Annotated in this window: 18 protein-coding genes; 13 read left to right on the forward strand and 5 right to left on the reverse strand. The window is 56.4% G+C overall.

The window, feature by feature from the left end:
• The first annotated feature begins 63 nt into the window (after positions 1 to 63).
• The gene (gene mak / locus PGR79_RS08955; protein WP_430921494.1) at positions 64 to 969 is read left to right on the forward strand and encodes a fructokinase; all 906 of its coding nucleotides are present in this window, start codon (positions 64 to 66) and stop codon (positions 967 to 969) included.
• Between the two features lie 36 nt (positions 970 to 1,005).
• Here mak and sbcC read toward each other — a convergent pair whose 3' ends face one another.
• Positions 1,006 to 4,140 carry an exonuclease subunit SbcC gene (gene sbcC / locus PGR79_RS08960; RefSeq protein WP_113373724.1) on the reverse strand — a complete coding sequence of 1,045 codons (3,135 nt, stop codon included), beginning with the start codon at positions 4,138 to 4,140 and terminating at the stop codon, positions 1,006 to 1,008.
• Complete coding sequence (gene sbcD / locus PGR79_RS08965; protein WP_113373725.1) at positions 4,137 to 5,339, reverse strand: exonuclease subunit SbcD; 1,203 nt, start codon at positions 5,337 to 5,339, stop codon at positions 4,137 to 4,139. The genes sbcC and sbcD overlap by 4 nt, the downstream gene beginning before the upstream one ends.
• 219 nt (positions 5,340 to 5,558) lie before the next feature.
• Between sbcD and phoB the strand changes: the two genes are divergently transcribed.
• The 5 genes from phoB (at position 5,559) to malZ (ending at position 12,759) form a co-directional block, all read left to right on the forward strand.
• Positions 5,559 to 6,248, forward strand: coding sequence for a phosphate response regulator transcription factor PhoB (phoB, locus tag PGR79_RS08970; protein ID WP_004099401.1), 690 nt, complete (start codon positions 5,559 to 5,561; stop codon positions 6,246 to 6,248).
• A gap of 21 nt (positions 6,249 to 6,269) precedes the next feature.
• The gene (phoR, locus tag PGR79_RS08975) at positions 6,270 to 7,565 is read left to right on the forward strand and encodes a phosphate regulon sensor histidine kinase PhoR (RefSeq protein WP_113373726.1); all 1,296 of its coding nucleotides are present in this window, start codon (positions 6,270 to 6,272) and stop codon (positions 7,563 to 7,565) included.
• 413 nt (positions 7,566 to 7,978) lie between these two features.
• Positions 7,979 to 9,298 (forward strand): branched-chain amino acid transporter carrier protein BrnQ, encoded by a 1,320-nt coding sequence (brnQ, locus tag PGR79_RS08980; RefSeq protein ID WP_015368011.1) that lies wholly within the window; start codon positions 7,979 to 7,981, stop codon positions 9,296 to 9,298.
• Positions 9,299 to 9,421: 123 nt separating this feature from the next.
• A complete protein-coding gene (proY, locus tag PGR79_RS08985; protein ID WP_015368010.1) occupies positions 9,422 to 10,795 on the forward strand; it encodes a proline-specific permease ProY in 1,374 nt (457 codons plus the stop codon).
• A gap of 146 nt (positions 10,796 to 10,941) precedes the next feature.
• Positions 10,942 to 12,759: a maltodextrin glucosidase gene (malZ, locus tag PGR79_RS08990; RefSeq protein WP_162750173.1), complete on the forward strand. Its 1,818-nt coding sequence runs from the start codon at positions 10,942 to 10,944 to the stop codon at positions 12,757 to 12,759.
• Here malZ and PGR79_RS08995 read toward each other — a convergent pair.
• The gene (locus tag PGR79_RS08995) at positions 12,756 to 13,658 is read right to left on the reverse strand and encodes a LysR family transcriptional regulator (protein WP_047740004.1); all 903 of its coding nucleotides are present in this window, start codon (positions 13,656 to 13,658) and stop codon (positions 12,756 to 12,758) included. The genes malZ and PGR79_RS08995 overlap by 4 nt on opposite strands.
• Positions 13,659 to 13,935: 277 nt before the next feature.
• Between PGR79_RS08995 and PGR79_RS09000 the strand changes: the two genes are divergently transcribed.
• From PGR79_RS09000 to PGR79_RS09010, 3 genes are all read left to right on the forward strand, one after another.
• Positions 13,936 to 14,577, forward strand: a complete 642-nt coding sequence (locus PGR79_RS09000; RefSeq protein ID WP_020079504.1) for a hydrolase — start codon at positions 13,936 to 13,938, stop codon at positions 14,575 to 14,577.
• Between the two features lie 184 nt (positions 14,578 to 14,761).
• Positions 14,762 to 15,307: an antibiotic biosynthesis monooxygenase gene (locus PGR79_RS09005; protein ID WP_087860410.1), complete on the forward strand. Its 546-nt coding sequence runs from the start codon at positions 14,762 to 14,764 to the stop codon at positions 15,305 to 15,307.
• A gap of 25 nt (positions 15,308 to 15,332) precedes the next feature.
• On the forward strand, positions 15,333 to 17,201 hold the full coding sequence (locus tag PGR79_RS09010; protein WP_047740003.1) for an amidohydrolase: 1,869 nt from the start codon (positions 15,333 to 15,335) through the stop codon (positions 17,199 to 17,201).
• A gap of 102 nt (positions 17,202 to 17,303) precedes the next feature.
• Here the strand turns inward: PGR79_RS09010 and PGR79_RS09015 are convergent, their stop codons facing one another.
• Together PGR79_RS09015 and acpH are read right to left on the reverse strand one after the other, a co-directional pair.
• The gene (locus tag PGR79_RS09015) at positions 17,304 to 17,906 is read right to left on the reverse strand and encodes a peroxiredoxin (RefSeq protein ID WP_015368004.1); all 603 of its coding nucleotides are present in this window, start codon (positions 17,904 to 17,906) and stop codon (positions 17,304 to 17,306) included.
• A 169-nt stretch (positions 17,907 to 18,075) separates the two neighbouring features.
• The gene (gene acpH / locus PGR79_RS09020) at positions 18,076 to 18,657 is read right to left on the reverse strand and encodes an ACP phosphodiesterase (protein ID WP_213317092.1); all 582 of its coding nucleotides are present in this window, start codon (positions 18,655 to 18,657) and stop codon (positions 18,076 to 18,078) included.
• Positions 18,658 to 18,807: 150 nt separating this feature from the next.
• On the opposite strand from acpH, the gene queA reads away from it, so the two are divergent.
• From queA to secD, 4 genes are all read left to right on the forward strand, one after another.
• On the forward strand, positions 18,808 to 19,872 hold the full coding sequence (gene queA, locus PGR79_RS09025; RefSeq protein ID WP_015368002.1) for a tRNA preQ1(34) S-adenosylmethionine ribosyltransferase-isomerase QueA: 1,065 nt from the start codon (positions 18,808 to 18,810) through the stop codon (positions 19,870 to 19,872).
• Between the two features lie 108 nt (positions 19,873 to 19,980).
• The gene (gene tgt, locus PGR79_RS09030) at positions 19,981 to 21,108 is read left to right on the forward strand and encodes a tRNA guanosine(34) transglycosylase Tgt (protein WP_015368001.1); all 1,128 of its coding nucleotides are present in this window, start codon (positions 19,981 to 19,983) and stop codon (positions 21,106 to 21,108) included.
• Between the two features lie 22 nt (positions 21,109 to 21,130).
• On the forward strand, positions 21,131 to 21,463 hold the full coding sequence (gene yajC / locus PGR79_RS09035; RefSeq protein WP_087860408.1) for a preprotein translocase subunit YajC: 333 nt from the start codon (positions 21,131 to 21,133) through the stop codon (positions 21,461 to 21,463).
• A gap of 26 nt (positions 21,464 to 21,489) precedes the next feature.
• On the forward strand, positions 21,490 to 23,337 hold the full coding sequence (secD, locus tag PGR79_RS09040; protein ID WP_015704558.1) for a protein translocase subunit SecD: 1,848 nt from the start codon (positions 21,490 to 21,492) through the stop codon (positions 23,335 to 23,337).
• Positions 23,338 to 23,345 lie beyond the last annotated feature (8 nt).

Genomic DNA, 23,345 nt, shown 5'->3' on the forward strand with positions numbered 1-23,345 from the left:
CAGGCGGGCATGATAGCGAATTGTCGCTATGCTTGCATTGTTAATCGGGGTGAGGAGCAGACTGTGCGTATTGGTATTGATTTAGGTGGAACAAAAACAGAAGTCATCGCCCTGAGTGAGCAGGGCCAGCAGTTATTTCGCCACCGCTTGCCAACCCCGCGGGAGGATTATCGCCAGACCATCGAGACCATTGCCTCGCTGGTGGAGATGGCCGAGCAGGCGACCGGGCAGCGCGGCACCGTCGGTATGGGCATCCCCGGCTCGATTTCGCCGTATAGCGGGGTGGTGAAAAACGCCAACTCGACCTGGCTGAACGGACAACCCTTCGATAAAGACCTCAGCCAGCGCCTCAATCGTGAGGTCCGGCTTGCCAACGATGCTAACTGCCTGGCGGTTTCGGAAGCAGTTGATGGCGCGGCCGCGGGGGCGCAAACCGTGTTTGCGGTCATTATCGGTACCGGCTGCGGCGCGGGGGTGGCGTTGAACGGGCGCGCGCATATCGGCGGCAATGGCACTGCCGGCGAATGGGGACACAACCCGCTGCCGTGGATGGATGAAGATGAGCTGATCTACCGCCAACAGGTCCCTTGTTACTGCGGCAAGCAGGGGTGTATTGAAACCTTTATTTCCGGCACCGGCTTCGCCACCGACTATCAGCGGCTGAGCGGAAAACCGTTAACCGGCAGCGAGATTATGCGCCTGGTGGGGGAAGGTGACGAAAAGGCCGAACTGGCGCTTAGCCGCTACGAGCAGCGGCTGGCGAAATCGCTGGCGCATGTGGTGAATATCCTCGACCCGGATGTCATTGTGTTAGGCGGCGGGATGAGCAATGTCGAACGCCTGTATCAAACGGTACCGGGGCTGGTGAAGCAGTGGGTGTTCGGTGGAGAATGCGAAACGCCGATCCGCCGGGCGATGCACGGCGATTCCAGCGGCGTACGCGGCGCGGCATGGCTGTGGCCGCTGTGATCTCATTCCCTCTCCCCAGTGGGAGAGGGGAAGACTTCACTCTACCGCAAACGCTTTCTCCAACCGACTGTATCCCAGACCGTTTATTTTTTTCACTTTAATCTGCACCGGGATACGCTCTTTCATCGCCTCGACGTGGCTAATCACGCCGATAACTTTGCCGCTGGCGTTAAGCGCGTCGAGCGCATCCAGCGCGGTATCCAGTGTTTCGCTATCCAGGGTGCCGAATCCTTCATCAAGGAATAGCGAATCAATCCGCGTCTTATGGCTCACCAGGTCAGATAGCGCCAGCGCCAGCGCGAGGCTCACAAGGAAGCTTTCGCCGCCGGAAAGCGTGCGGGTATCGCGCACCGCGTCGGCCTGCCAGGTGTCCACCACTTCCAGCTCTAACGCCTCGCTGGCTTTGCGTTGCAACAAATAGCGGCCATGCAGGCGGTTGAGCTGCTGGTTAGCCAGCCACACCAGGTTATCCAGCGTCAGCCCCTGGGCGAATTTACGGAACTTATCGCCTTCTTTTGAACCGATGAGCGCATTCAGCCAGGCCCAGTCTTCGACCTGCTGCGCGGCTTGTTCCATCTGCTGACGTAATGATTGCTGGCGCTGTTGGTTATCGCTGTTTTGCTTCAACTGCTGGCGGATCTCCCCCTGACGGGCGCTGTTTTCCCGCAACTGGCGTGCCAGCTGCTCCAGCCTATTCTCTAGCTGCTCCAGCGGCTGGTTAATATCAATATCGCCGGGCGGCTGTTGCTGATGGCGTTCAAGCGACGTCTGCGCCCGCAGGGCCAGCGTTTGATTGTGCTGAACGTCTTTTTCCAGCGTCTGCTTGAGTTGTTCCAGCCGCTGGCGGGTTGCCTCGTCAAGCAGAGCGGCAAGAAATGCAGCCCGATCGACAAACGGGCTGGCGGCCAGCGCGGCGGTAAACTGCTTTTCGCTTTCCTTCACCAGCGCCTGCTGCTGGCTTTCCTGCTGGCTCAGCGTTTGCCACTGACTCTGTAGCGCCAGGCAATCATCGTGCACCTGCCGCCAGCCCTCCAGTGGCACGGGATCCGCGGTTTCCGTTGACTCAGGCAGGGTTTCCAGCAGCGGCGTTAACTGCTGGCGCTGTTCCTGCAGGGCGGCGGCTTCATTTTGTTTCGCCTGCCAGCCGCGGGTTTCGGCTTCACGCTGGGCCAGCCAGCCGTCAGCCTCCGCGGCAGGCGGCAGTTCCAGCGAATACACAGCAAGCTCTGCATGCAGCGCGCTACGGCGTTGTTCGAGATCCTGCTGTAACTGCTGCAGCTGCTGCTGGCTCTCCTGCTGTTGCGCCTGCCAGGCCAGACGTTGTTGATGCTGATACAGCTGCTGTTCATGCTGCTGTTGGCTATCAAGCCAACCGGCAATATCATCCTGCGGCGTCAGCGTAATCGCCAATTCCGCGAGGGTGTCTTGCCATTGAGAGGTAAGCGCTTGCTCCTGCTGCAGAAGCGATGTTTTCTCGTCAGCGTCTTTTTGCTGTTGTTTAAGCTGCGCTTCAAGCTGGCCGCGCAGCTGCGCGCCTTCTTCCGCCAGCTGCCGCACTTCACGCTCCAGCGCGTCGCGGCGAGTCTGGTTGATGCCGGGCACCAGCGCCTGGTATTCCGCGACCGCCGGATGATGCTCGGAACCGCACAGTGGACAAGGCGCGCCTGGCTGCAGGCGGGCGCGCTCGGCTTCCAGCCCGGCGATACGCGCTTCCAGTTCGCAGATGGCTTTTACATCGCTAAATTGTTGGTTTTTTTCCTTCCACGCCTGACGCCGCTGTTGTAGCGCGGCTTCAAGCTTCTCTTTTTCCTGCTGCGATGCGTTTTCCGCGCTCTGCAGCTGCTGCAAACGCAGGTACAGCGGTTGCAGCTGGCGATGGAGGGTTGAGAGCCGTTGGCGCAGCGGGCGGGCGGCGGCATGCTGTGCCAGCTCGCGGCTGACCTGCTGCGCATCGAGGGTTAGCGCGGTGGCCGGCAATTCGCCGAGCTTGCGGCTGGCATCCTGCAGGCGCTGTTGTAGCGTCAACTGTTGCTGAGCGTCGCGGTTAAGCTGCTGGAAGGTGGCTTTCCAGCCCGCCAGCGCCGTGCTCCACTGCTGGAATCGCTCGTGCGCTTTAAGCCACTCATTCAACGATTGCTGGCTGGTTTCAAGTTGAGCCAGCCGTTGTTGGGCAGCCTGGCGGATCCCGGCGCGACGGCGCAGGCTGTCCTGTAAGCGAGTATTTACTTCCTCAACCTGACGGCGGGTTTGCGCCAGCGCGGTACTGTGTTCCTGGAGCCGCGACCATATTGGGCGCAGTTGCTCTGCCGGCTGCGCGGCTTGGAGCGCAGCCAGCTGCGGTGCGGCGGCTTCCTGCGCCAGTAACGCCTGCTGTAAAGCGGCCTGCGCCTGGGTGGCTTCCGCGTTTAGCTCCTGACGGCGGCGCAGCCACTGTAGGCCATTTTGCTGACGGGTTTGTTCGGCAAGCTGCTGCTGTTCTTCAGCAGTAAGTACTTGCAAACTTTGTTGTAGTGCCTGCTCTTGCTCATCATTTAACAGTACGACGCCGGAAGCCTGCGCCTGCAGCTTTTCCAGCTCAATGCGGGCGAGTTTATGTTTTTCAAAGACCTGCGCGGAAATTTGCCCGTAAATTTCCGTTCCGGTGAGCTCTTCCAGCAGCTCGGCGCGCTCTTTCGGTTTGGCATTGAGGAAAGCGGCGAATTGCCCCTGCGAAAGCAGCATTGAACGGGTAAAGCGCCCATAGTCGAGGCCGGTGATCGATGCCGTCAGCTCCAGTTTGTCTTTGACCTTGTCGGCAAGAATTTTACCGTCGTCGCAGCGCGCCAGCTCAACGCGCGGCGCCTGCAGATTGCCATCCGGCTGGTTGCGGGCGCGGTTCTGACTCCAGAAGGCGCGATAGGCGGTGCCCCGTACCTCAAATTCAACCTCCGCCAGGCACTCGGCGGTGTCGCGGGTCATCAGATCGTTTTGCGATTGCGATACGCTGCTCAGGCGCGGCGTTTCGTGGTACAGCGCGAGGCAGATGGCATCTAACAGGGTGGTTTTCCCGGCGCCGGTCGGCCCGGTAATCGCGAATAACCCATTGCTGGCGAATGGTTCTGCGGTAAAGTCGATTTTCCATTCGCCCTTCAGCGAGTTGAGGTTTTTCAGGCGTAGGCTCAGGATTTTCACAGGTGTTCCTCACCGTTCAGGCTATGCAGCGTTTCCGTAAACAGTTGCTCCAGCCGCTGTTGCTGCGGAGCATCAAGGGTTTCCAGCGCCAGGCGGCGGGCAAACACCTCCTCAACCTGCAGTTCGCTCAGCGTTTCTCGCTGAACGCCGGCCAGAATGCGTTCACGCTGGGCGCGACTGCGGCGCACCAGCAGCACTTCCACCGGCAGCGATTCGGTCTGCTGCTGAATTTTTCTTTGGATATCGTGCAGGTATTCATCACTGGTGATTTCGATATCCAGCCAGACCGGCGGCTGCTGCGCGCTATCCTGCCACTGCTGAAGCTGTTCGCTGATGCTGGCGAAATCACCTTTCAATACCGCCAGCGGCTGGGTGATCGGCACCGGCAGCGGCGTCACCTCGCTGAGCTTGCCCTCGCTGAATGAGACCAGATTAACGCTTTTGCTTTTTCCGGTTTCATCAAAGCTCAGCGGCAGCGGCGAACCGCTGTAACGAATATGCTCGCAGCCGCCAACCACCTGGGCGCGATGAATATGGCCGAGCGCGATGTAATCGGCGGGCGGGAAGCGGTTGGCCGGGAAGGCGTCGAGGGTGCCGATATAGATTTCACGGACCGCGTCGCTTTTGCTGGCGCCGACGGTGGTCAGGTGGCCGCTGGCAATGATCGGTAATACGCGTTCGCCGCGCAGATCGCAGGCCTGCTGATATTGCTGCTGATAATAGTCGCTGATGGCGGTCAGTAACTGCTGCTGTTTTTCACCGCTGGAGTGGCCAGCCTGGCTGACCACCAGTTCGCGCGGGCGCAAAAACGGCACCGGGCAGAAGACCGCGCCGGGCGTGCCGTCGCGCCGCGGTAAGATAAAGGGCGCGTGGCCGGCGTTGGCGACCACGGTGGTTTTCAGAAAGGCGAGAATTTCGCGCGACTCGTTTAACGTCGCCACCGAATCGTGGTTGCCCGCCAGCACCACCAACTGGCAGCCGGTTTGCTGCAGTTGAACGACAAAACGGTTATACAGTTCGCGGGCGTAGCTCGGCGGAGAGCCGGTATCAAAAATATCGCCAGCGACGATAATGGCATCCACCTCGTGTTCCTGCGCGCGCGCCAGCAGCCAGTCGAGAAAGGCGGCGTGTTCGTCCGCGCGGCTTTTGCTGTAGAAGTTCTGGCCGAGATGCCAGTCGGAGGTATGAAGGATGCGCATAAAAATTCCGTTGCGATAAAAGCCAGGCGGCCATTATAACGTCGATCCCGCCGCCCGTATTCCTTTTGCCATATTACGGCGAGACTGGATGTGTTAAGTGCGTGTCATCATTCAAAATCCGTATTCATCAGACGGTCATTTTTTCATAAATCTGTCACAAATCTGACGCATAATGGCCGCGCACTTCTATACTGATGGCTAAAAAACACAGGGTAAATAATGGCGAGAAGAATTCTGGTCGTTGAAGATGAAGCTCCAATCCGCGAAATGGTCTGCTTTGTTCTGGAGCAAAACGGCTTTCAGCCCGTCGAGGCGGAAGATTTTGACAGTGCGGTGAATCAACTCAATGAACCCTGGCCCGATTTGATTCTCCTTGACTGGATGTTGCCGGGCGGATCGGGGCTACAGTTTATTAAACAACTTAAGCGCGAAGCGATGACCCGCGATATTCCGGTGGTGATGCTGACGGCGCGCGGCGAAGAAGAAGATCGCGTTCGCGGTCTGGAAACCGGTGCGGATGATTACATTACCAAACCGTTTTCGCCGAAGGAGCTGGTGGCGCGAATTAAGGCGGTGATGCGGCGTATTTCGCCAATGGCGGTCGAAGAGGTGATTGAGATGCAGGGGCTGAGCCTGGATCCCTCCTCGCATCGCGTCATGACCGGTGAAAACCCGCTGGATATGGGGCCGACCGAGTTTAAATTATTACACTTCTTTATGACCCACCCGGAACGCGTATACAGCCGTGAGCAGCTGCTGAATCACGTTTGGGGAACCAACGTTTACGTTGAAGACCGGACGGTGGATGTGCATATTCGCCGCCTGCGCAAAGCGCTGGAACATAGCGGCCATGACCGGATGGTACAGACGGTTCGCGGCACGGGATATCGTTTCTCCGCCCGTTTCTGAATTTTGACAGGAGTGTGACCCGTGCTGGAACGGCTGTCATGGAAAAGGCTGGCGCTTGAGCTTTTCTTATGTTGTATCCCGGCCCTGATCCTCGGGGCATTTTTCGGTCATCTGCCGTGGTTTTTACTGGCGGCGGTGACCGGGTTGCTTATTTGGCATTTCTGGAATTTGTTACGTCTGTCATGGTGGCTGTGGGTCGATCGCAGTATGACGCCGCCGCCGGGAAGCGGCAGTTGGGAACCGCTGCTGTATGGTCTGCATCAAATGCAGATGCGTAATAAAAAACGTCGCCGCGAGCTGGGAAGCCTCATCAAGCGCTTTCGCAGCGGGGCGGAATCCTTACCCGATGCGGTGGTGCTCACCACCGAAGAGGGCGCCATCTTTTGGTGTAATGGCCTGGCGCAACAAATCCTTAATCTACGCTGGCCGGACGATAGTGGGCAGAATATCCTCAACCTGCTGCGCTACCCTGAATTTGCTAACTATCTGAAAAACCGTGATTTCACTAAGCCCATTAATCTGGTGCTCAATAACGCCCGCCATCTGGAAATTCGCGTGATGCCTTATAGCGATAAACAGTGGTTGATGGTGGCGCGCGATGTCACGCAAATGCACCAGCTGGAAGGCGCGCGGCGCAACTTTTTCGCCAACGTCAGCCACGAGCTGCGCACGCCGCTCACCGTACTGCAGGGTTATCTCGAGATGATGCAGGAGCAGGTGCTGGAAGGGCCGACGCGAGAAAAAGCGCTGCATACCATGCGTGAGCAAACGCAGCGGATGGAAGGGTTGGTGAAGCAGTTGCTGACGCTCTCGCGTATTGAAGCCGCGCCGGTGCTGGCGATGAATGATAAAATCGACGTCCCGATGATGCTGCGGGTGGTTGAGCGCGAGGCGCAAACCCTTAGCCAGGGTAAGCATCAGCTGCACTTTAGCGTCGACGAAACGCTCCAGGTGATGGGCAACGAAGAGCAGTTGCGCAGCGCGATTTCTAATCTGGTGTACAACGCCGTTAACCATACGCCTGCGGGAACTGAGATTCACGTCAGCTGGCAGCGGGCGCCACACGGCGCGCTGTTTAGCGTTGAGGACAACGGCCCTGGTATCGCGCCTGAACATTTACCCCGGCTGACCGAGCGGTTCTACCGCGTCGACAAGGCGCGCTCCCGGCAAACCGGCGGCAGCGGTTTAGGGTTGGCTATTGTGAAACATGCGGTTAGCCATCATGAAAGCCGGCTGGAAATCGAAAGTACGGTCGGGAAGGGAACGCGCTTTAGCTTCCTGCTGCCGGAACGTTTAATTGCCAAAAATGGCGCCTGAGGCGGCGTCTGTCAGCTTTCCTTGCCAATGACCAGCTTCGGCTGGTCATTTTCATTTGCAGTCAACTTTTCGTTGCGTATTAAACGAACGCCTGGTTATTTATTGTTCGCATGATTAGCCACGCGTTTTGCGTCGTTATGGTCAATTAATCCAGGTTCAAAATCATAGTTAGCATAATCATCTGGTTTTACGATCCCACCTTGCTTTAAAACGTTATAAGCGTTTAAATTGCCCCCTATGCAGTCCCGGTAAGACTGCTTTTGCGTGGTAATTCAAAAAACAATTCTTTTCCACGCCGCTTCGAGAGCATATCTCGCTGAGTTTACAGGCAATGGCCGCTGTATCATCCCGAAAGGAAGGCACGGTATTTTTCCGTTTTTTACAACACCACATCCACAGGCAGTAATGAATTTATGACCCATCAGTTAAAATCTCGCGACATCATCGCGCTGGGCTTTATGACCTTCGCGCTGTTCGTTGGCGCAGGCAACATTATCTTCCCTCCGATGGTTGGCTTACAGGCCGGCGAACACGTCTGGACCGCAGCCATTGGCTTCCTGATTACCGCCGTGGGTTTGCCGGTGCTAACGGTAGTCGCGCTGGCGAAAGTCGGCGGCGGCGTTGAGCGTCTGAGCTCGCCAATCGGCAAAGTTGCGGGCATTCTGCTGGCCGTGGTGTGCTACCTGGCGGTTGGGCCGCTGTTCGCGACCCCGCGTACCGCCACCGTTTCATTTGAAGTGGGGATTGCTCCGCTGACCGGCGACGGCGCGCTGCCGCTGCTTATCTATAGCGTTATCTATTTCGCGCTGGTGATTCTGGTTTCCCTCTATCCGGGCAAACTGCTGGATACCGTCGGCAACTTCCTGGCGCCGCTGAAAATTATCGCCCTGGTCGTGCTCGCGGTGGCCGCGGTAATCTGGCCGGCTGGCCCGATTAGCGACGCGATGGAAGCCTATCGTACCGCGCCGTTCTCTAATGGTTTCGTTAATGGCTATCTGACCATGGACACGCTGGGAGCGATGGTCTTCGGTATCGTTATCGTTAATGCCGCGCGTTCCCGCGGCGTTAGCGAAGCCCGATTGCTGACTCGCTACACCGTCTGGGCTGGTCTGATGGCCGGCGTGGGCCTGACGCTGCTGTACCTGGCGCTGTTCCGCCTGGGTTCCGATAGCGCGACGCTGGTCGATCAGTCGGCAAACGGCGCGGCTATTCTGCACTCCTACGTGCAGCATACCTTCGGCGGCGCGGGCAGCTTCCTGCTGGCGGCATTGATATTTATCGCCTGTCTGGTCACCGCGGTTGGCCTGACCTGCGCCTGCGCTGAGTTCTTCGCGCAGTATCTGCCGCTGTCGTATCGTTCGCTGGTGTTTATTCTCGGCCTGTTCTCCATGGCGGTTTCTAACCTGGGGCTCAGCCATCTGATTCAGATCTCGATTCCGGTGTTAACCGCTATTTATCCGCCGTGTATCGCACTGGTGGTATTAAGCTTTACCCGCGGTTGGTGGCATAATTCCTCCCGCGTTATCGCGCCGGCAATGTTTATCAGCCTGATGTTTGGTATCATTGACGGTGTTAAAGCATCGGCGTTCGCAGATATCCTGCCGCAATGGACCGCGAGCCTGCCGCTGGCAGCGCAAGGTCTGGCATGGTTGCTGCCAACCGCGGTGATGGCTGTGCTGGCCGCGATCATCGATCGCGCAGCGGGTAGCCCGGTGGTCTCAAAAGCCCACTAACCGACGCTTTACGCAGGTGTTTAACCACGGGACTTAAGGTCCCGTGGTTTTTTGTTTTTTTGGTCATTCCCTTTTGCGTTTTGCCCCCGCAAAGCACAAACGAGAAAAACGGCATGGAACACGATGGAAAGTAGTAACAAGCTTAAGCGCGGGCTAAGTACCCGGCACATTCGCTTTATGGCCCTTGGTTCCGCTATTGGTACCGGCCTGTTCTATGGTTCGGCAGACGCCATTAAAATGGCGGGGCCGAGCGTATTGTTGGCATACATTATCGGCGGCGTGGCGGCGTATATCATCATGCGCGCGCTGGGCGAAATGTCGGTGCATAACCCTTCCGCCAGCTCTTTCTCGCGTTATGCGCAGGAGAACCTCGGCGGGCTGGCCGGCTATATCACCGGCTGGACCTATTGTTTTGAAATCCTGATCGTCGCGATTGCCGACGTGACCGCCTTCGGTATCTATATGGGCGTCTGGTTCCCGGCGGTGCCGCACTGGATATGGGTACTGAGCGTGGTGCTGATTATCTGCGCCGTCAATCTGATGAGCGTGAAGGTGTTCGGCGAACTGGAGTTCTGGTTCTCATTCTTTAAAGTCGCCACGATTATCATCATGATCCTTGCCGGTTTCGGCATCATCATCTGGGGTATCGGCAACGGCGGTCAGCCAACCGGTATTCATAACTTATGGAGCAACGGCGGCTTCTTCAGTAACGGCTGGCTGGGAATGGTGATGTCGCTGCAGATGGTGATGTTCGCTTACGGCGGGATTGAGATTATCGGTATCACCGCCGGTGAAGCGAAGGATCCGGAAAAATCCATTCCGCGGGCGATTAATTCGGTGCCGATGCGTATCCTGGTGTTCTACGTGGGGACGCTGTTCGTCATTATGTCTATCTATCCTTGGAACCTGGTGGGCACAAACGGCAGCCCGTTCGTGTTGACCTTCCAGCATATGGGAATTACCTTTGCCGCCGGCATCCTGAACTTCGTGGTGTTAACCGCGTCGCTATCGGCGATTAACAGCGACGTATTTGGCGTTGGCCGTATGCTGCACGGAATGGCCGAACAGGGGAGCGCGCCGAAGGTGTTCGCCAAAACGTCGCGTCGCGGTACGCCCTGGGTGACGGTGCTGGTGATGACCGTGGCGCTGCTGTTTGCGGTCTATCTCAACTACATCATGCCGGAAAACGTCTTCCTGGTGATTGCCTCGCTGGCGACCTTCGCCACCGTGTGGGTGTGGATTATGATCCTGTTGTCGCAAATCGCTTTCCGTCGTCGCCTGTCGCCGGAAGAGGTGAAAGCGCTGAAGTTTAAGGTGCCGGGCGGCGTAGCTACTACCGTGGTCGGCCTGCTGTTCCTGGTCTTTATCATCGCGCTTATCGGCTACCATCCGGATACCCGCATTTCGCTGTACGTCGGCTTTGCGTGGATCGTGCTGCTGCTGGTTGGCTGGAAAATTAAGACCCGCCGCGATCGCCAGTTAGCCCAGGCGCAGTAATTCTCCGCTCTTCCGGGTCCGGCTTAGCCGCGGCCCGGAAAATCACATCCTCCTCCGTTCTCCTCCCCCAATTATTCTATTGATGATGAGTTATACGCCTGTTCACTGTGGCAAGGTGTGGCCATTACGCAAAAAGAGGAATGATGATGTTGAAGGCCTGGCACCTGCCGGTTGCTCCTTTTATTAAAGAGCAGCAGGAACGACTCGTTATCACATTGTGGCTAAGCGGCGAAACAATGCCGCAGCGAATTACGCTGCGCGCGGAAGAAGACAATGAAGAGCTGTCGTTGCCCATGCAGCGCCTGCGCCAATCCCCACACGCCGATGTCGTCGCCTGGCGTGGAGAGATAAACCTGATGAACGGCCAGCCGCGCCGTCGCTATAGCTTTAAGCTGCTGTGGGCTGACCGCCAGCTGTGGTTTACGCCGCAGGGTTTCCAGCGTTTTCCGCCCGCGCGGCTGGAACAGTTTGCGGTTGATGTGCCAGATAGCGGCCCGCAGTGGGTCGCCGATCAGGTCTTTTATCAAATCTTTCCCGACCGTTTTGCCCGTAGCGAGGCGCGAGAAGCCGGGCAGGACCTGGTTTATTACCATCATGCCGCAGGCCAGAATATTGTGCTAAAAGCGTGGGACGAGCCGTTGACCGGCGAAGCGGGCGGTTCGACCTTTTATGGCGGCGACCTCGACGGTATTAGCGAGAAACTTCCCTATCTGAAGCAGCTTGGCGTGACCGCGCTGTATCTTAACCCGGTATTCGTCGCGCCCAGCGTACATAAATACGATACCGCTGATTACCGCCGTGTCGATCCGCAGTTCGGCGGCGATGCCGCGCTGTTGCGTCTGCGCCACAATACGCAGCGTGAAGGGATGCGCCTAATCCTCGACGGCGTGTTTAACCATACCGGTGATTCGCACCCGTGGTTCGATCGCCACCAGCAGGCGAGCAATGGCGCCTGCCATCAGCCGGATTCACCCTGGCGTGAGTGGTTTAATTTTTCGCAGGAAGGGGTGGCGCATAACTGGCTGGGTTACGCCAGTCTGCCAAAACTTGACTACCGTTCATCGAGCCTGGTTAACGAAATCTATGCGGGCGAAGACAGCGTGGTGCGGCACTGGTTAAAAGCGCCGTGGAGTATGGATGGCTGGCGGCTGGACGTGGTGCATATGCTGGGCGAAGATGGCGGGGCGCGTAATAACCTGCGCCATATTGCCGGTATCACCCAGGCGGCGAAGCGGGAGCAGCCGGAGGCTTTTGTATTCGGCGAGCATTTTGGCGACGCGCGTCAGTGGCTGCAGGCTGATGCCGAAGACGCGGCGATGAACTATCGCGGTTTTACCTTCCCGCTGTGGGGGTTCCTCGCTAATACCGATATTTCCTACGATCCGCAGCACATCGATGCGCAAACCTGTATGGCGTGGATGGACAACTATCGCGCCGGGCTGTCGCATCAGCAGCAATTGCGGATGTTTAACCAACTGGATAGCCACGATACCGCGCGTTTCAAATCCTTGCTGGGTAAAGATGTGGCGCGACTGCCGCTGGCGGTGGTCTGGCTGTTCTGCTGGCCGGGCGTTCCGTGTATTTACTATGGTGATGAAGTCGGCGTCGATGGCAACAACGATCCCTTCTGCCGTAAACCCTTCCCATGGGATCCGGCACTGCAGGATGAAACCTTGTTGGCGTTATATAAGCGTATGGCCACCTTGCGTAAGGGGCATCAGGCGCTGCGCTACGGCGGCTGCCAGGTCATCTATGCGGAAGATAACGTGGTGGTCTTTGTTCGCGTTTACAAACAGCAGCGGGTGCTGGTGGCGATAAACCGCGGTCATGCCTGCGAGGTGGTAATCGACGCATCGCCTTTGCTGGAGGGGAAAACGTGGCAGCGAAAAGAAGGCGCGGGCGACATGCACGATGATGTGCTGAGTTTGCCCGCGATTTCCGCAAGCGTCTGGTGTAGCCGTTAACGGTAGAGCTGGCTCAGACAGCTATCTTCGAGAATAGCCTCTCGCCACCAGCGCTGAGCCAGACCGTTATTGCCGCTACGCCAGGCCATATAGGTTATATCTTTCTCACGGCTCGAAATCACCGGTTTCTCCAGCAACTCACCGCTCTCCAGCCACGGGCGGGCGATGTGGCGGGGCAGGAATCCGCATCCCAAACCGGCGCGCAGGAGCGCGACTTTGGTGGCGAAATCATCTACCCGGATTTGCTCCTGCTCATCGAGCAGGTTGCTGTTCAGTGGATGACAGTAGCGGGCGCTATCGCTAATAACCACCGCGCGATGCAGGCTGAGTTGTTTGTTGGTCAGCGGCTGGGTCGTTGCCGCCAGCGGGTGGCCGGGCGCGACAACGAACACGTTGTCCATCGCGCCGAGCATTTTCCATGACCATTCCGCGGAGGTCGGCGGTTCGTTAATCGCCCCAAGAATAATATCCGCGCCGTTGTGAGTCAGCTCTTCCCAAGAGCCCGCCAGAGTATGGTGGGTAAAGTTGAGCCGGGTTTGCGGATATTGCGCGTAAAACTTTTCAATCAGCGGCAATAGGGCCTGGAAAGGAAAAGAGTCGTCCAGCGCAATCGCCAGATCCCGCTCCCAGCCGGAACTCAGTAGCTGCGCCTGTTTTTCCAGATCGTTGGCGGCATTGAGCAGCAGGCGCCCCTTTTCCAGCATCATTTTACCGGTATCGGTAAATTTCGCCCGGTGCCCGGAACGATCCAGCAGACTGATGTTCAGATCGTTTTCCAGTTTTTGGATCATATAGCTCAGCGCGGCGGGGGTTTTAAATAGCGACTCGGCCGCCAGCGCGAACGAGCCATGTCTATCCAGAGCATCAAGAATCAAAAGTACATCAAGGTTTAAACGCATTAGTTTCGATCCGTCAGTCTAATAATAACGTTGTTTTACCGAAGGGCCATGTTCAATTCCAGTGAATAAATTAGAACAGTTTCCCGTAATTTTTTGATTAGCTTTATTTAAATATTCAAACGGCCATTATTTTTACTCAAGTGAATTAAAACGGAAAGAATTCTTTAATAACTCGTTAGAAATTACTGACTATACTCATCATGCGTTATTGGCCACAATCAGCACAGCACAACGGCAGTGTATTATCTTCCTAACTAATTGATTAATAGGATGTGTTATGTCTATTCGTGAACTGATTGATCCGTCTAATTCCACCCTTATTTTTATTGACCACCAGCCGCAAATGGCTTTTGGCGTGGCCAATATCGATCGCCAGACGCTGAAAAATAACACCGTCGCGTTGGCCAAAGCGGGCAAGATTTTTAACGTTCCTGTTATTTATACCTCTGTCGAAACCAAAAGCTTCAGCGGCTATATCTGGCCGGAACTGCTGGCGGTTCATCCTGAAGTGAAACCAATTGAACGTACTTCTATGAACTCATGGGAAGACGCCGGTTTTGTTAATGCGGTGAAAGCCACTGGACGTAAAAAACTGATTATTTCCGCGCTGTGGACCGAAGTGTGCCTGACCTTCCCGGCGCTGATGGCGCTGGAAGAAGGTTATGAAGTGTACGTGGTCACCGATACCTCCGGCGGTACCTCCGTTGACGCTCACGAGCGCGCCATCGACCGTATGGTGCAGGCCGGCGCGGTACCGGTGACCTGGCAGCAGGTTCTGTTGGAGTACCAGCGCGACTGGTCACGTAAAGAGACTTACGATGCGGTGATGGATCTGGTTCGCGAACATAGCGGCGCCTACGGTATGGGCGTGGATTATGCTTATACCATGGTGCACGGCGCGCCGGAACGTAAAGCCTAAAACACTTCATCCTGCAAGCTGCCTCTTTGTTGGCTTCGCTTGCCCGCCCCGGTCACTGGCTGATGTCAGTGCTCGAGGGCGGGCAATCTTGCCGCCTCAATGCGGCATGAATGATTTTGTGTATTGTCATTTATGGCTGATGGCGGGAGAAATCCCGTCATTCCCCTGAAGCAAGGAACTCTTAATGGCGCAACAGAAATCAGTGACGCTGGTCATCAGTCATCATCTCGATCCACAAAACGGCCAGCGCTATGAAGCATGGTTGGGGAAAATCATGCCGGTTGCGGCGGAGTTTCCCGGCCATCTTGGCGCCAACGTGATCCGTCCGGCGGCTGGGCAAAATCTCTGGAGCGTGATTATTCGCTTCGACACCATAGAACATCTCTATGCCTGGACGCAGTCGGAAACCCGTCGCGAGTTAGTCGCGGAAATCGCGCCGTTTCTCAATGATGGCGATCGTACCGAAATCCGCACCGAACCGGCGTTCTGGTTTACCCCACCTGCGGCTAATGTTCGCCAGCCGCTGCGCTGGAAACAGTTTCTGATAACCCTGCTGGTCATCTTCCCAAGTACCAACCTGGTGCCGTGGCTGACCGGCATGGCGCTGCCGGAGTTACGGGGAAGCTTGTTACTGCATCTGATAAACGATGCCCTGGTGGTTGCGTTGGTGGTCTGGTTGTGGATGCCTATCGTGACCCGTCTGTTTGCCGGCTGGTTGAAAAAAAACTAGCTCAACCAGCTTAAAGGAGTGCGTTATGTCGCAAACTGCCACACTGATTCTGACCCACGGTCAGATTCATACGCTCGATCGCGCGAACCCACTGGCGGAAGCCGTGGCCATCGCCGATGGAAAAATTCTCGCGACCGGAAGCCACGATCGAATCATGACGTTCGCCGCCGAGGGGACGCAAATTGTCGATCTTAAAGGCCATACGGTGATCCCGGGTCTTAACGACTCCCACCTGCACCTGATTCGCGGCGGCCTGAACTATAACCTCGAGCTGCGCTGGGAAGGCGTGCCCTCGCTGGCGGATGCGCTGCGTATGCTAAAAGATCAGGCCGATCGTACGCCGTCGCCGCAGTGGGTGAGGGTGGTCGGCGGCTGGAGCGAATTCCAGTTTGCCGAACGCCGCATGCCGACGCTGGAAGAGCTGAATGAAGCGGCGCCTGACACGCCGGTATTCGTGCTGCATCTGTACGATCGCGCGCTGCTTAACCGCGCGGCGCTGAAAGCCGTTGGCTATACCAAAGAGACGCCGGACCCGGCGGGCGGCGAGATCGTTCGCGATAACAACGGCAACCCGACCGGGATGCTGATCGCCAAACCGAATGCCATGATCCTGTATGCCACGCTGGCCAAAGGACCGAAGCTGCCGCTCGATCTCCAGGTTAACTCCACGCGCCAGTTTATGCGCGAACTGAACCGTTTAGGATTAACCAGCGCTATCGATGCCGGCGGTGGTTTCCAGAACTACCCGGAAGATTACGAAATTATCGAGCAACTGCACGCCAAAGAGCAGATGACCGTGCGTATCGCCTACAACCTCTTTACCCAGAGGCCGAAGCAGGAGCTGGAAGATTTCGAGCGCTGGACCGACATGCTGAAGCCGGGGCAGGGCACCGATTTCTACCGTGCCAACGGCGCTGGTGAAATGCTGGTCTTCTCGGCGGCGGATTTTGAAGACTTCCTGCAGCCGCGGCCGGATCTGCCGCAAGGCATGGAGGATGAGCTGGAGCGGGTGGTTCGTCATCTGGTAGAACACCGCTGGCCGTTCCGTCTGCATGCCACCTACGATGAGTCGATTAGCCGAATGCTGGATGTGTTCGAGAAGGTGAACCGCGATATTCCATTTAACGGCCTGCACTGGTTCTTTGACCACGCCGAAACCATCACCGAACGTAATATTGAACGCGTGAAGGCGTTAGGCGGCGGCATCGCGGTACAGCACCGGATGGCCTTCCAGGGGGAATATTTCGTCGATCGTTACGGCAAAGAGGCGGTGAAACATACGCCGCCGGTGGCGAAAATGCTGGAACTGGACGTGCCGGTAGGGTTGGGGACCGATGCGACCCGCGTCGCCAGTTATAACCCATGGACCGCGCTGTACTGGCTGGTTTCCGGGCGTACCGTCGGCGGCATGGCGATGTACGACGATAACAACCGTCTGCCGCGCGACGTCGCCCTTGAGCTATGGACCGCCGGTAGCGCGTGGTTCTCCAGCGAGCAGGGTAAAAAAGGACGCATTGAGAAAGGGCAACTGGCTGACCTGGTGGTGCTGTCAAAAGACTACTTCAGCGTTGCCGAAGAAGAAATTAAGGGCATAGAGTCAGTGCTGACGGTAGTGGATGGCAAGGTAGTGTACGCGGCCGGTCATTTCTCGCCGCTGGCGCCGCCGCCAATTCCGGTATTGCCGGAGTGGTCGCCGGTGGTAAAAGTGCCAGGGCATTATCGCTCGGCGCCGCCTGCGGCCGCGAAGATTGGCGCGGTAGTGCAGATGCACCAGTGCTGCGGCAGCTGCGGCGTGCACGGACATCAGCATGATATTGCGCGCAAGTCGTCGATTCCGGTGGCGGATGAGCAGGCTTTCTGGGGCGTATTAGGCTGTTCTTGCTTCGCGTTCTGATACTTTTGCCCGGTGGCGCCGCGCTTACCGGGACTACAGCGAATATAACAGGTACAAAAAAGGCTCGCATTGGCGAGCCTTTTTATGGAAACGTCTAGCCGATTACAGGCTGGATACGTTTTCGGTCAGGTATTTAGCTACGCCTTCCGGAGATGCGGCCATACCTTCTTTTCCTTTTTCCCACTGAGCCGGGCAAACTTCACCGTGCTCTTCGTGGAACTGCAGCGCGTCAACCATACGCAGCATTTCGTCGATGTTACGGCCCAGCGGCAGGTCGTTAACAACCTGGTGGCGAACGATGCCGTTAGCGTCGATCAGGAAGGAACCGCGCAGCGCAACGCCTTCGTCCGGATGCTCGATGCCGTAAGCTTTCTGAATTTCACGTTTGATGTCGGCAACCATCGCGTATTTAACCGGGCCAATACCGCCCTGGTCTACCGGGGTGTTACGCCATGCGTTGTGAACGAACTCGGAGTCAAAGGAAACGCCAACCACTTCTACGCCGCGTTTCTGGAATTCTTCGTAGCGCTTGTCGAAAGCGATCAGTTCAGACGGGCAAACGAAAGTGAAGTCCATTGGCCAGAAGAACAGGACGGTAGCTTTACCGTTGGTGTGCTGTTTGAAGTTGAATTTCTCAACGATTTCGCCGTTACCTAATACTGCTGCAGCGGTAAAGTCCGGAGCCTGACGAGTAACCAGAACCATATGATTCTCCTGTTATTACTAAGGTTAATTGGAACGCAACGCGGGCCAGTATAGGCAGAGGCGGGCAGGAACTCAATGCGGCGCTGACAATCGATGAGATAGGTTTTGCCTATTGATAATTATTCAATAGCGCTTTCAGAATAATCGTTTTGTGAGAAAGCGCAAGGTTTTACAGCGTTCTCTTTTTCGCCTGGTCCATCATTCGCGGATAAAAACGCCAGAATTGCTGCTCCAGTTGTCCATAGTGGTTATCAAGGTCGTACCATGAATCACGCAGCGCATCGAGGCGCGGGCGGCGGCTGGCCATACCGTTCAGGACGCGCTGAATGAATTCCATATCCTGATAACGTTCCAGCCAGCGTTCGGACCACATATATTCGTTGAGATTAACAAAGCGCGGCGGCGAATCCGGCAGAATTTGCGCCACCTGCGCGTGGGCGTAGCGGACGAACTCGTTTAGCGGCAGATCCGGCGACAGCTGCGCCCAGTGATGCGACAGGAAATGGTCCCACATCACGTCGAGGGAAATTGGCGCGACGCGGCGGGTCTCGGGGCGAAACCATTCGCGCGCCGTTTTGACTTCCGCCAGATTGTCGGTCATTACATCTATACGCCGATGCATATAAATGCCGTCAACCACATCCGCAGGATACTCGCCCTGCGGGTTACCGCGGACAAAATCGGCCAGCAGGTTGCCCGGCAGCGAGCTATCCGCAAGGTGGGCGAGATGTAAATGCGCGAGAAAATTCATATCGACTTCAATCCTTCACACGGCTATGCCGTTCTTGCTGGTTAATCATGGTATTCCGCTATTATATCCAGCGTTGAATAGGGTAACGGTTGCAGGAAGACCCGCCCGGCACTAGACTACTCGCCTCTTTATTTAGTCTGAGTCATCGTCATGCGCGTTACCGATTTTTCCTTTGAATTACCTGAATCCCTGATTGCTCACTATCCGCAGCCGGAGCGCAGTAGCTGCCGCTTGCTGTCGCTGGACGGGCCGACGGGCGCGCTGACGCACGGTACTTTCACCGATCTGCTCGATAAGCTCAACCCTGGCGATCTGCTGGTCTTTAACAACACCCGGGTGATCCCGGCGCGTCTGTTTGGGCGTAAAGCCAGCGGCGGCAAGATTGAAGTGCTGGTTGAGCGCATGCTGGATGATAAACGTATTCTGGCACATATTCGCGCCTCTAAAGCGCCGAAGCCGGGGGCGGAGCTGCTGTTAGGCGATGACGAAAGCATTAACGCCACGATGCTGGCGCGCCACGGCGCGCTGTTTGAAGTTGAATTCAACGATGAGCGCCCGGTGCTCGATATCCTGAACAGCATCGGTCATATGCCGCTGCCGCCGTATATCGACCGCCCGGACGAAGACGCGGATCGCGAGCTGTACCAGACGGTTTACGGCACCAAGCCGGGCGCGGTCGCCGCGCCGACCGCCGGCCTGCATTTTGACGATCCGCTGCTGGAAAAGCTGCGCGCGAAAGGTATTGAGATGGCGTTTGTGACGCTGCACGTTGGCGCAGGAACCTTCCAGCCGGTGCGCGTTGACAGCATCGAAGAGCACATCATGCACTCTGAATATGCGGAAGTGCCGCAGGATGTGGTCGATGCGGTTCTGGCGGCGAAAGCGCGCGGTAACCGCGTCATCGCCGTCGGCACCACTTCCGTGCGTTCGCTGGAAAGCGCGGCGCAGGCGGCGAAAAATGGCCTGATTGAGCCGTTCTTTGCCGATACGCAGATCTTTATCTATCCGGGATATCAGTACAAAGTCATCGATGCGCTGGTGACTAACTTCCATCTCCCTGAATCCACACTGATTATGTTGGTCTCCGCTTTCGCTGGCTATCAGCACACCATGAACGCCTATAAGGCTGCGGTAGAACAAAAATATCGCTTTTTTAGCTACGGTGACGCGATGTTTATCACGTACAATCCGCAGGCTATTTCTGAGCGTCCCTAAAAAGGCCGGCACGCTGGCTTTCTGACGCCTTGACGCATTTTTTAGCCACGGAATCATTCCGTGGCGAGTATTTAAACGTCGGACTGTTTTTCTGACGCAGGAGCAATAATGAAATTTGAACTTGATACCACCGATGGCCGCGCGCGTCGCGGCCGTTTGGTGTTTGATCGCGGCGTGGTTGAAACGCCAGCCTTTATGCCCGTTGGTACCTACGGCACCGTCAAAGGGATGACGCCGGAAGAAGTTGAAGCCACCGGCGCGCAAATCATCCTCGGCAACACCTTCCACCTCTGGCTGCGCCCGGGCCAGGAAATCATGAAGCTGCACGGCGACCTGCATGATTTCATGCAGTGGAAAGGGCCGATCCTCACCGATTCCGGCGGTTTCCAGGTCTTCAGCCTTGGCGATATCCGTAAGATCACCGAACAGGGCGTGCACTTCCGCAATCCGATCAACGGCGATCCGATTTTCCTCGATCCGGAAAAATCGATGGAGATTCAGTACGATCTCGGTTCCGATATCGTGATGATTTTCGACGAATGTACGCCGTACCCGGCAGACTGGGATTACGCTAAGCGTTCGATGGAGATGTCTCTGCGCTGGGCGAAGCGCAGCCGTGACCGTTTCGATGGTCTCGGCAACAAAAACGCGCTCTTTGGCATCATTCAGGGCAGCGTTTACGAAGATTTACGAGATATCTCGGTGAAAGGTCTGGTAGAGATTGGCTTTGATGGCTACGCTGTCGGCGGTTTGGCTGTCGGCGAGCCGAAGGAAGACATGCACCGTATCCTGGAGCACGTTTGCCCGCAGATCCCGGCAGATAAACCGCGATACCTGATGGGCGTCGGGAAACCGGAAGACCTGGTGGAAGGGGTACGTCGCGGCATCGATATGTTTGACTGCGTTATGCCGACGCGCAACGCGCGTAACGGCCATCTCTTCGTGACCGATGGCGTAGTGAAAATCCGCAACGCGAAGCATAAAAGCGATACATCGCCGCTGGATGCTGAGTGCGATTGCTATACGTGTCGCAATTATTCACGTGCTTACTTGCATCATCTTGATCGTTGCAACGAAATATTGGGCGCGCGCCTCAATACCATTCATAACCTGCGCTACTATCAGCGTTTAATGGCTGGTTTACGCAAGGCTATCGAAGAGGGTAAATTAGAGAGCTTCGTGACCGATTTTTACCAACGTCAGGGGCGTTCCGTTCCTCCTTTGAACGTTGATTAATTTTAATAATGAGGGAATTTCAATGAGCTTTTTTATTTCTGATGCGGTAGCAGCAACCGGCGCGCCGGCGCAGGGCAGCCCAATGTCTCTGATTCTGATGCTGGTGGTGTTCGGTCTGATTTTTTACTTCATGATCCTGCGCCCACAGCAGAAACGTACTAAAGAGCACAAGAATCTGATGAGCTCTATCGCCAAAGGTGATGAAGTCCTGACAAACGGCGGTCTGGTTGGTCGCGTGACTAAAGTCGCGGAAAACGGCTACATCGCTATCGCGCTGAACGATACCACCGAAGTGGTTATCAAACGTGACTTCGTAGCTGCCGTTCTGCCGAAAGGCACCATGAAGGCGCTGTAATTACCATTTTCCCTAAGGGAACTGCCGTGTTAAACCGTTATCCTTTGTGGAAGTACGTTATGCTGGTCGTCGTGATTATCGTCGGCCTGATTTACGCGCTTCCCAACCTGTATGGTGAGGATCCGGCTGTTCAAATCACTGGCGCGCGCGGCGTCGCCGCCAGTGAGCAAACGCTGATCCAGGTCCAGAAAACTTTACAAGAAGAAAAAATCACCGCGAAGTCTGTGGCACTGGAAGAGGGCGCAATTCTTGCGCGCTTCGACACCACCGACACTCAGCTGCGAGCGCGCGAAGCGCTGGTTAATCTGCTGGGTGACAAATACGTCGTGGCGCTAAACCTTGCTCCTGCTACCCCGCGCTGGCTGGCGGCGATGTATGCCGAGCCGATGAAGCTGGGTCTTGACCTGCGCGGCGGCGTGCACTTCCTGATGGAAGTGGACATGGACACCGCATTAGGCAAACTGCAGGAACAAAACATCGATAGCCTGCGCAGCGAGCTGCGTGACAAAGGCATTCCATACTCCACCGTGCGTAAGGAAGACAACTACGGTCTGAGCATCGTCTTCCGCGACAGCGCGGCGCGCGACCAGGCTATCTCTTATCTCAGCCCGCGCCATCGCGATCTGGTTATTTCAAGCCAGGGTAACAATGCGCTGAAAGCGGTGATGACCGACGAACGTCTTAAAGAAGCCCGTGAATACGCCGTTCAGCAGAACATCAACATTCTGCGTAACCGTGTAAACCAGCTCGGCGTGGCCGAACCGCTGGTTCAGCGTCAGGGTTCCGACCGTATCGTGGTTGAACTGCCGGGTATCCAGGATACCGCGCGTGCGAAGGAAATCCTTGGCGCGACCGCGACGCTGGAATTCCGTCTGGTGAACACCAACGTCGATCAGTCCGCAGCCGCTTCTGGCCGCGTACCGGGCGATTCGGAAGTGAAAGACACCCGTGAAGGCCGTCCGGTGGTGCTGTATAAGCGCGTGATCCTGACCGGCGACCATATCACCGACTCCACTTCCAGCATGGACGAGTACAACCAGCCGCAGGTTAACATCTCGCTCGATAGCGCAGGTGGCAACATCATGTCTAACTTCACCAAGGACAATATCGGTAAACCGATGGCGACCCTGTTCGTGGAGTACAAAGACAGCGGTAAGAAAGATGCCAACGGTCGCGCTATCCTTGCGAAAGAGGAAGAGGTGATTAACATCGCCAATATCCAGTCTCGCCTTGGCAATAGCTTCCGTATCACCGGTATCAGCAACCCGACCGAAGCGCGTCAGCTTTCTCTGCTGCTGCGTGCGGGCGCCCTGATTGCGCCGATTCAGATTGTTGAAGAGCGTACTATCGGCCCGACTCTGGGTATGCAGAACATCAAGCAGGGCCTGGAAGCGTGTCTGGCCGGTCTGGTGGTCTCTATCCTGTTTATGATCTTCTTCTATAAGAAGTTCGGCCTGATTGCGACCTCTGCGCTGATTGCTAACCTGGTGCTGATTGTCGGCATTATGTCCCTGATTCCTGGGGCAACGCTGACCATGCCGGGGATCGCGGGTATCGTCTTAACCCTTGCGGTGGCGGTCGATGCTAACGTACTGATTAACGAGCGTATCAAAGAAGAGCTGAGCAACGGACGTACCGTTCAGCAGGCGATTGACGAAGGTTATAAGGGCGCATTTAGCTCTATCTTCGACGCCAACGTGACGACGCTAATTAAGGTTATCATCCTGTACGCGGTCGGTACCGGTGCCATTAAAGGGTTTGCGATTACTACCGGTATCGGTATCGCGACCTCAATGTTTACCGCTATCGTCGGCACCCGTGCCATCGTGAACCTGCTGTACGGCGGCAAGCGCGTGAAAAAGCTGTCTATCTGAGGAGTGCG

The sequence above is a fragment of the Klebsiella sp. 141161 genome (assembly GCF_050600815.1).
Classification (GTDB): domain Bacteria; phylum Pseudomonadota; class Gammaproteobacteria; order Enterobacterales; family Enterobacteriaceae; genus Klebsiella; species Klebsiella aerogenes.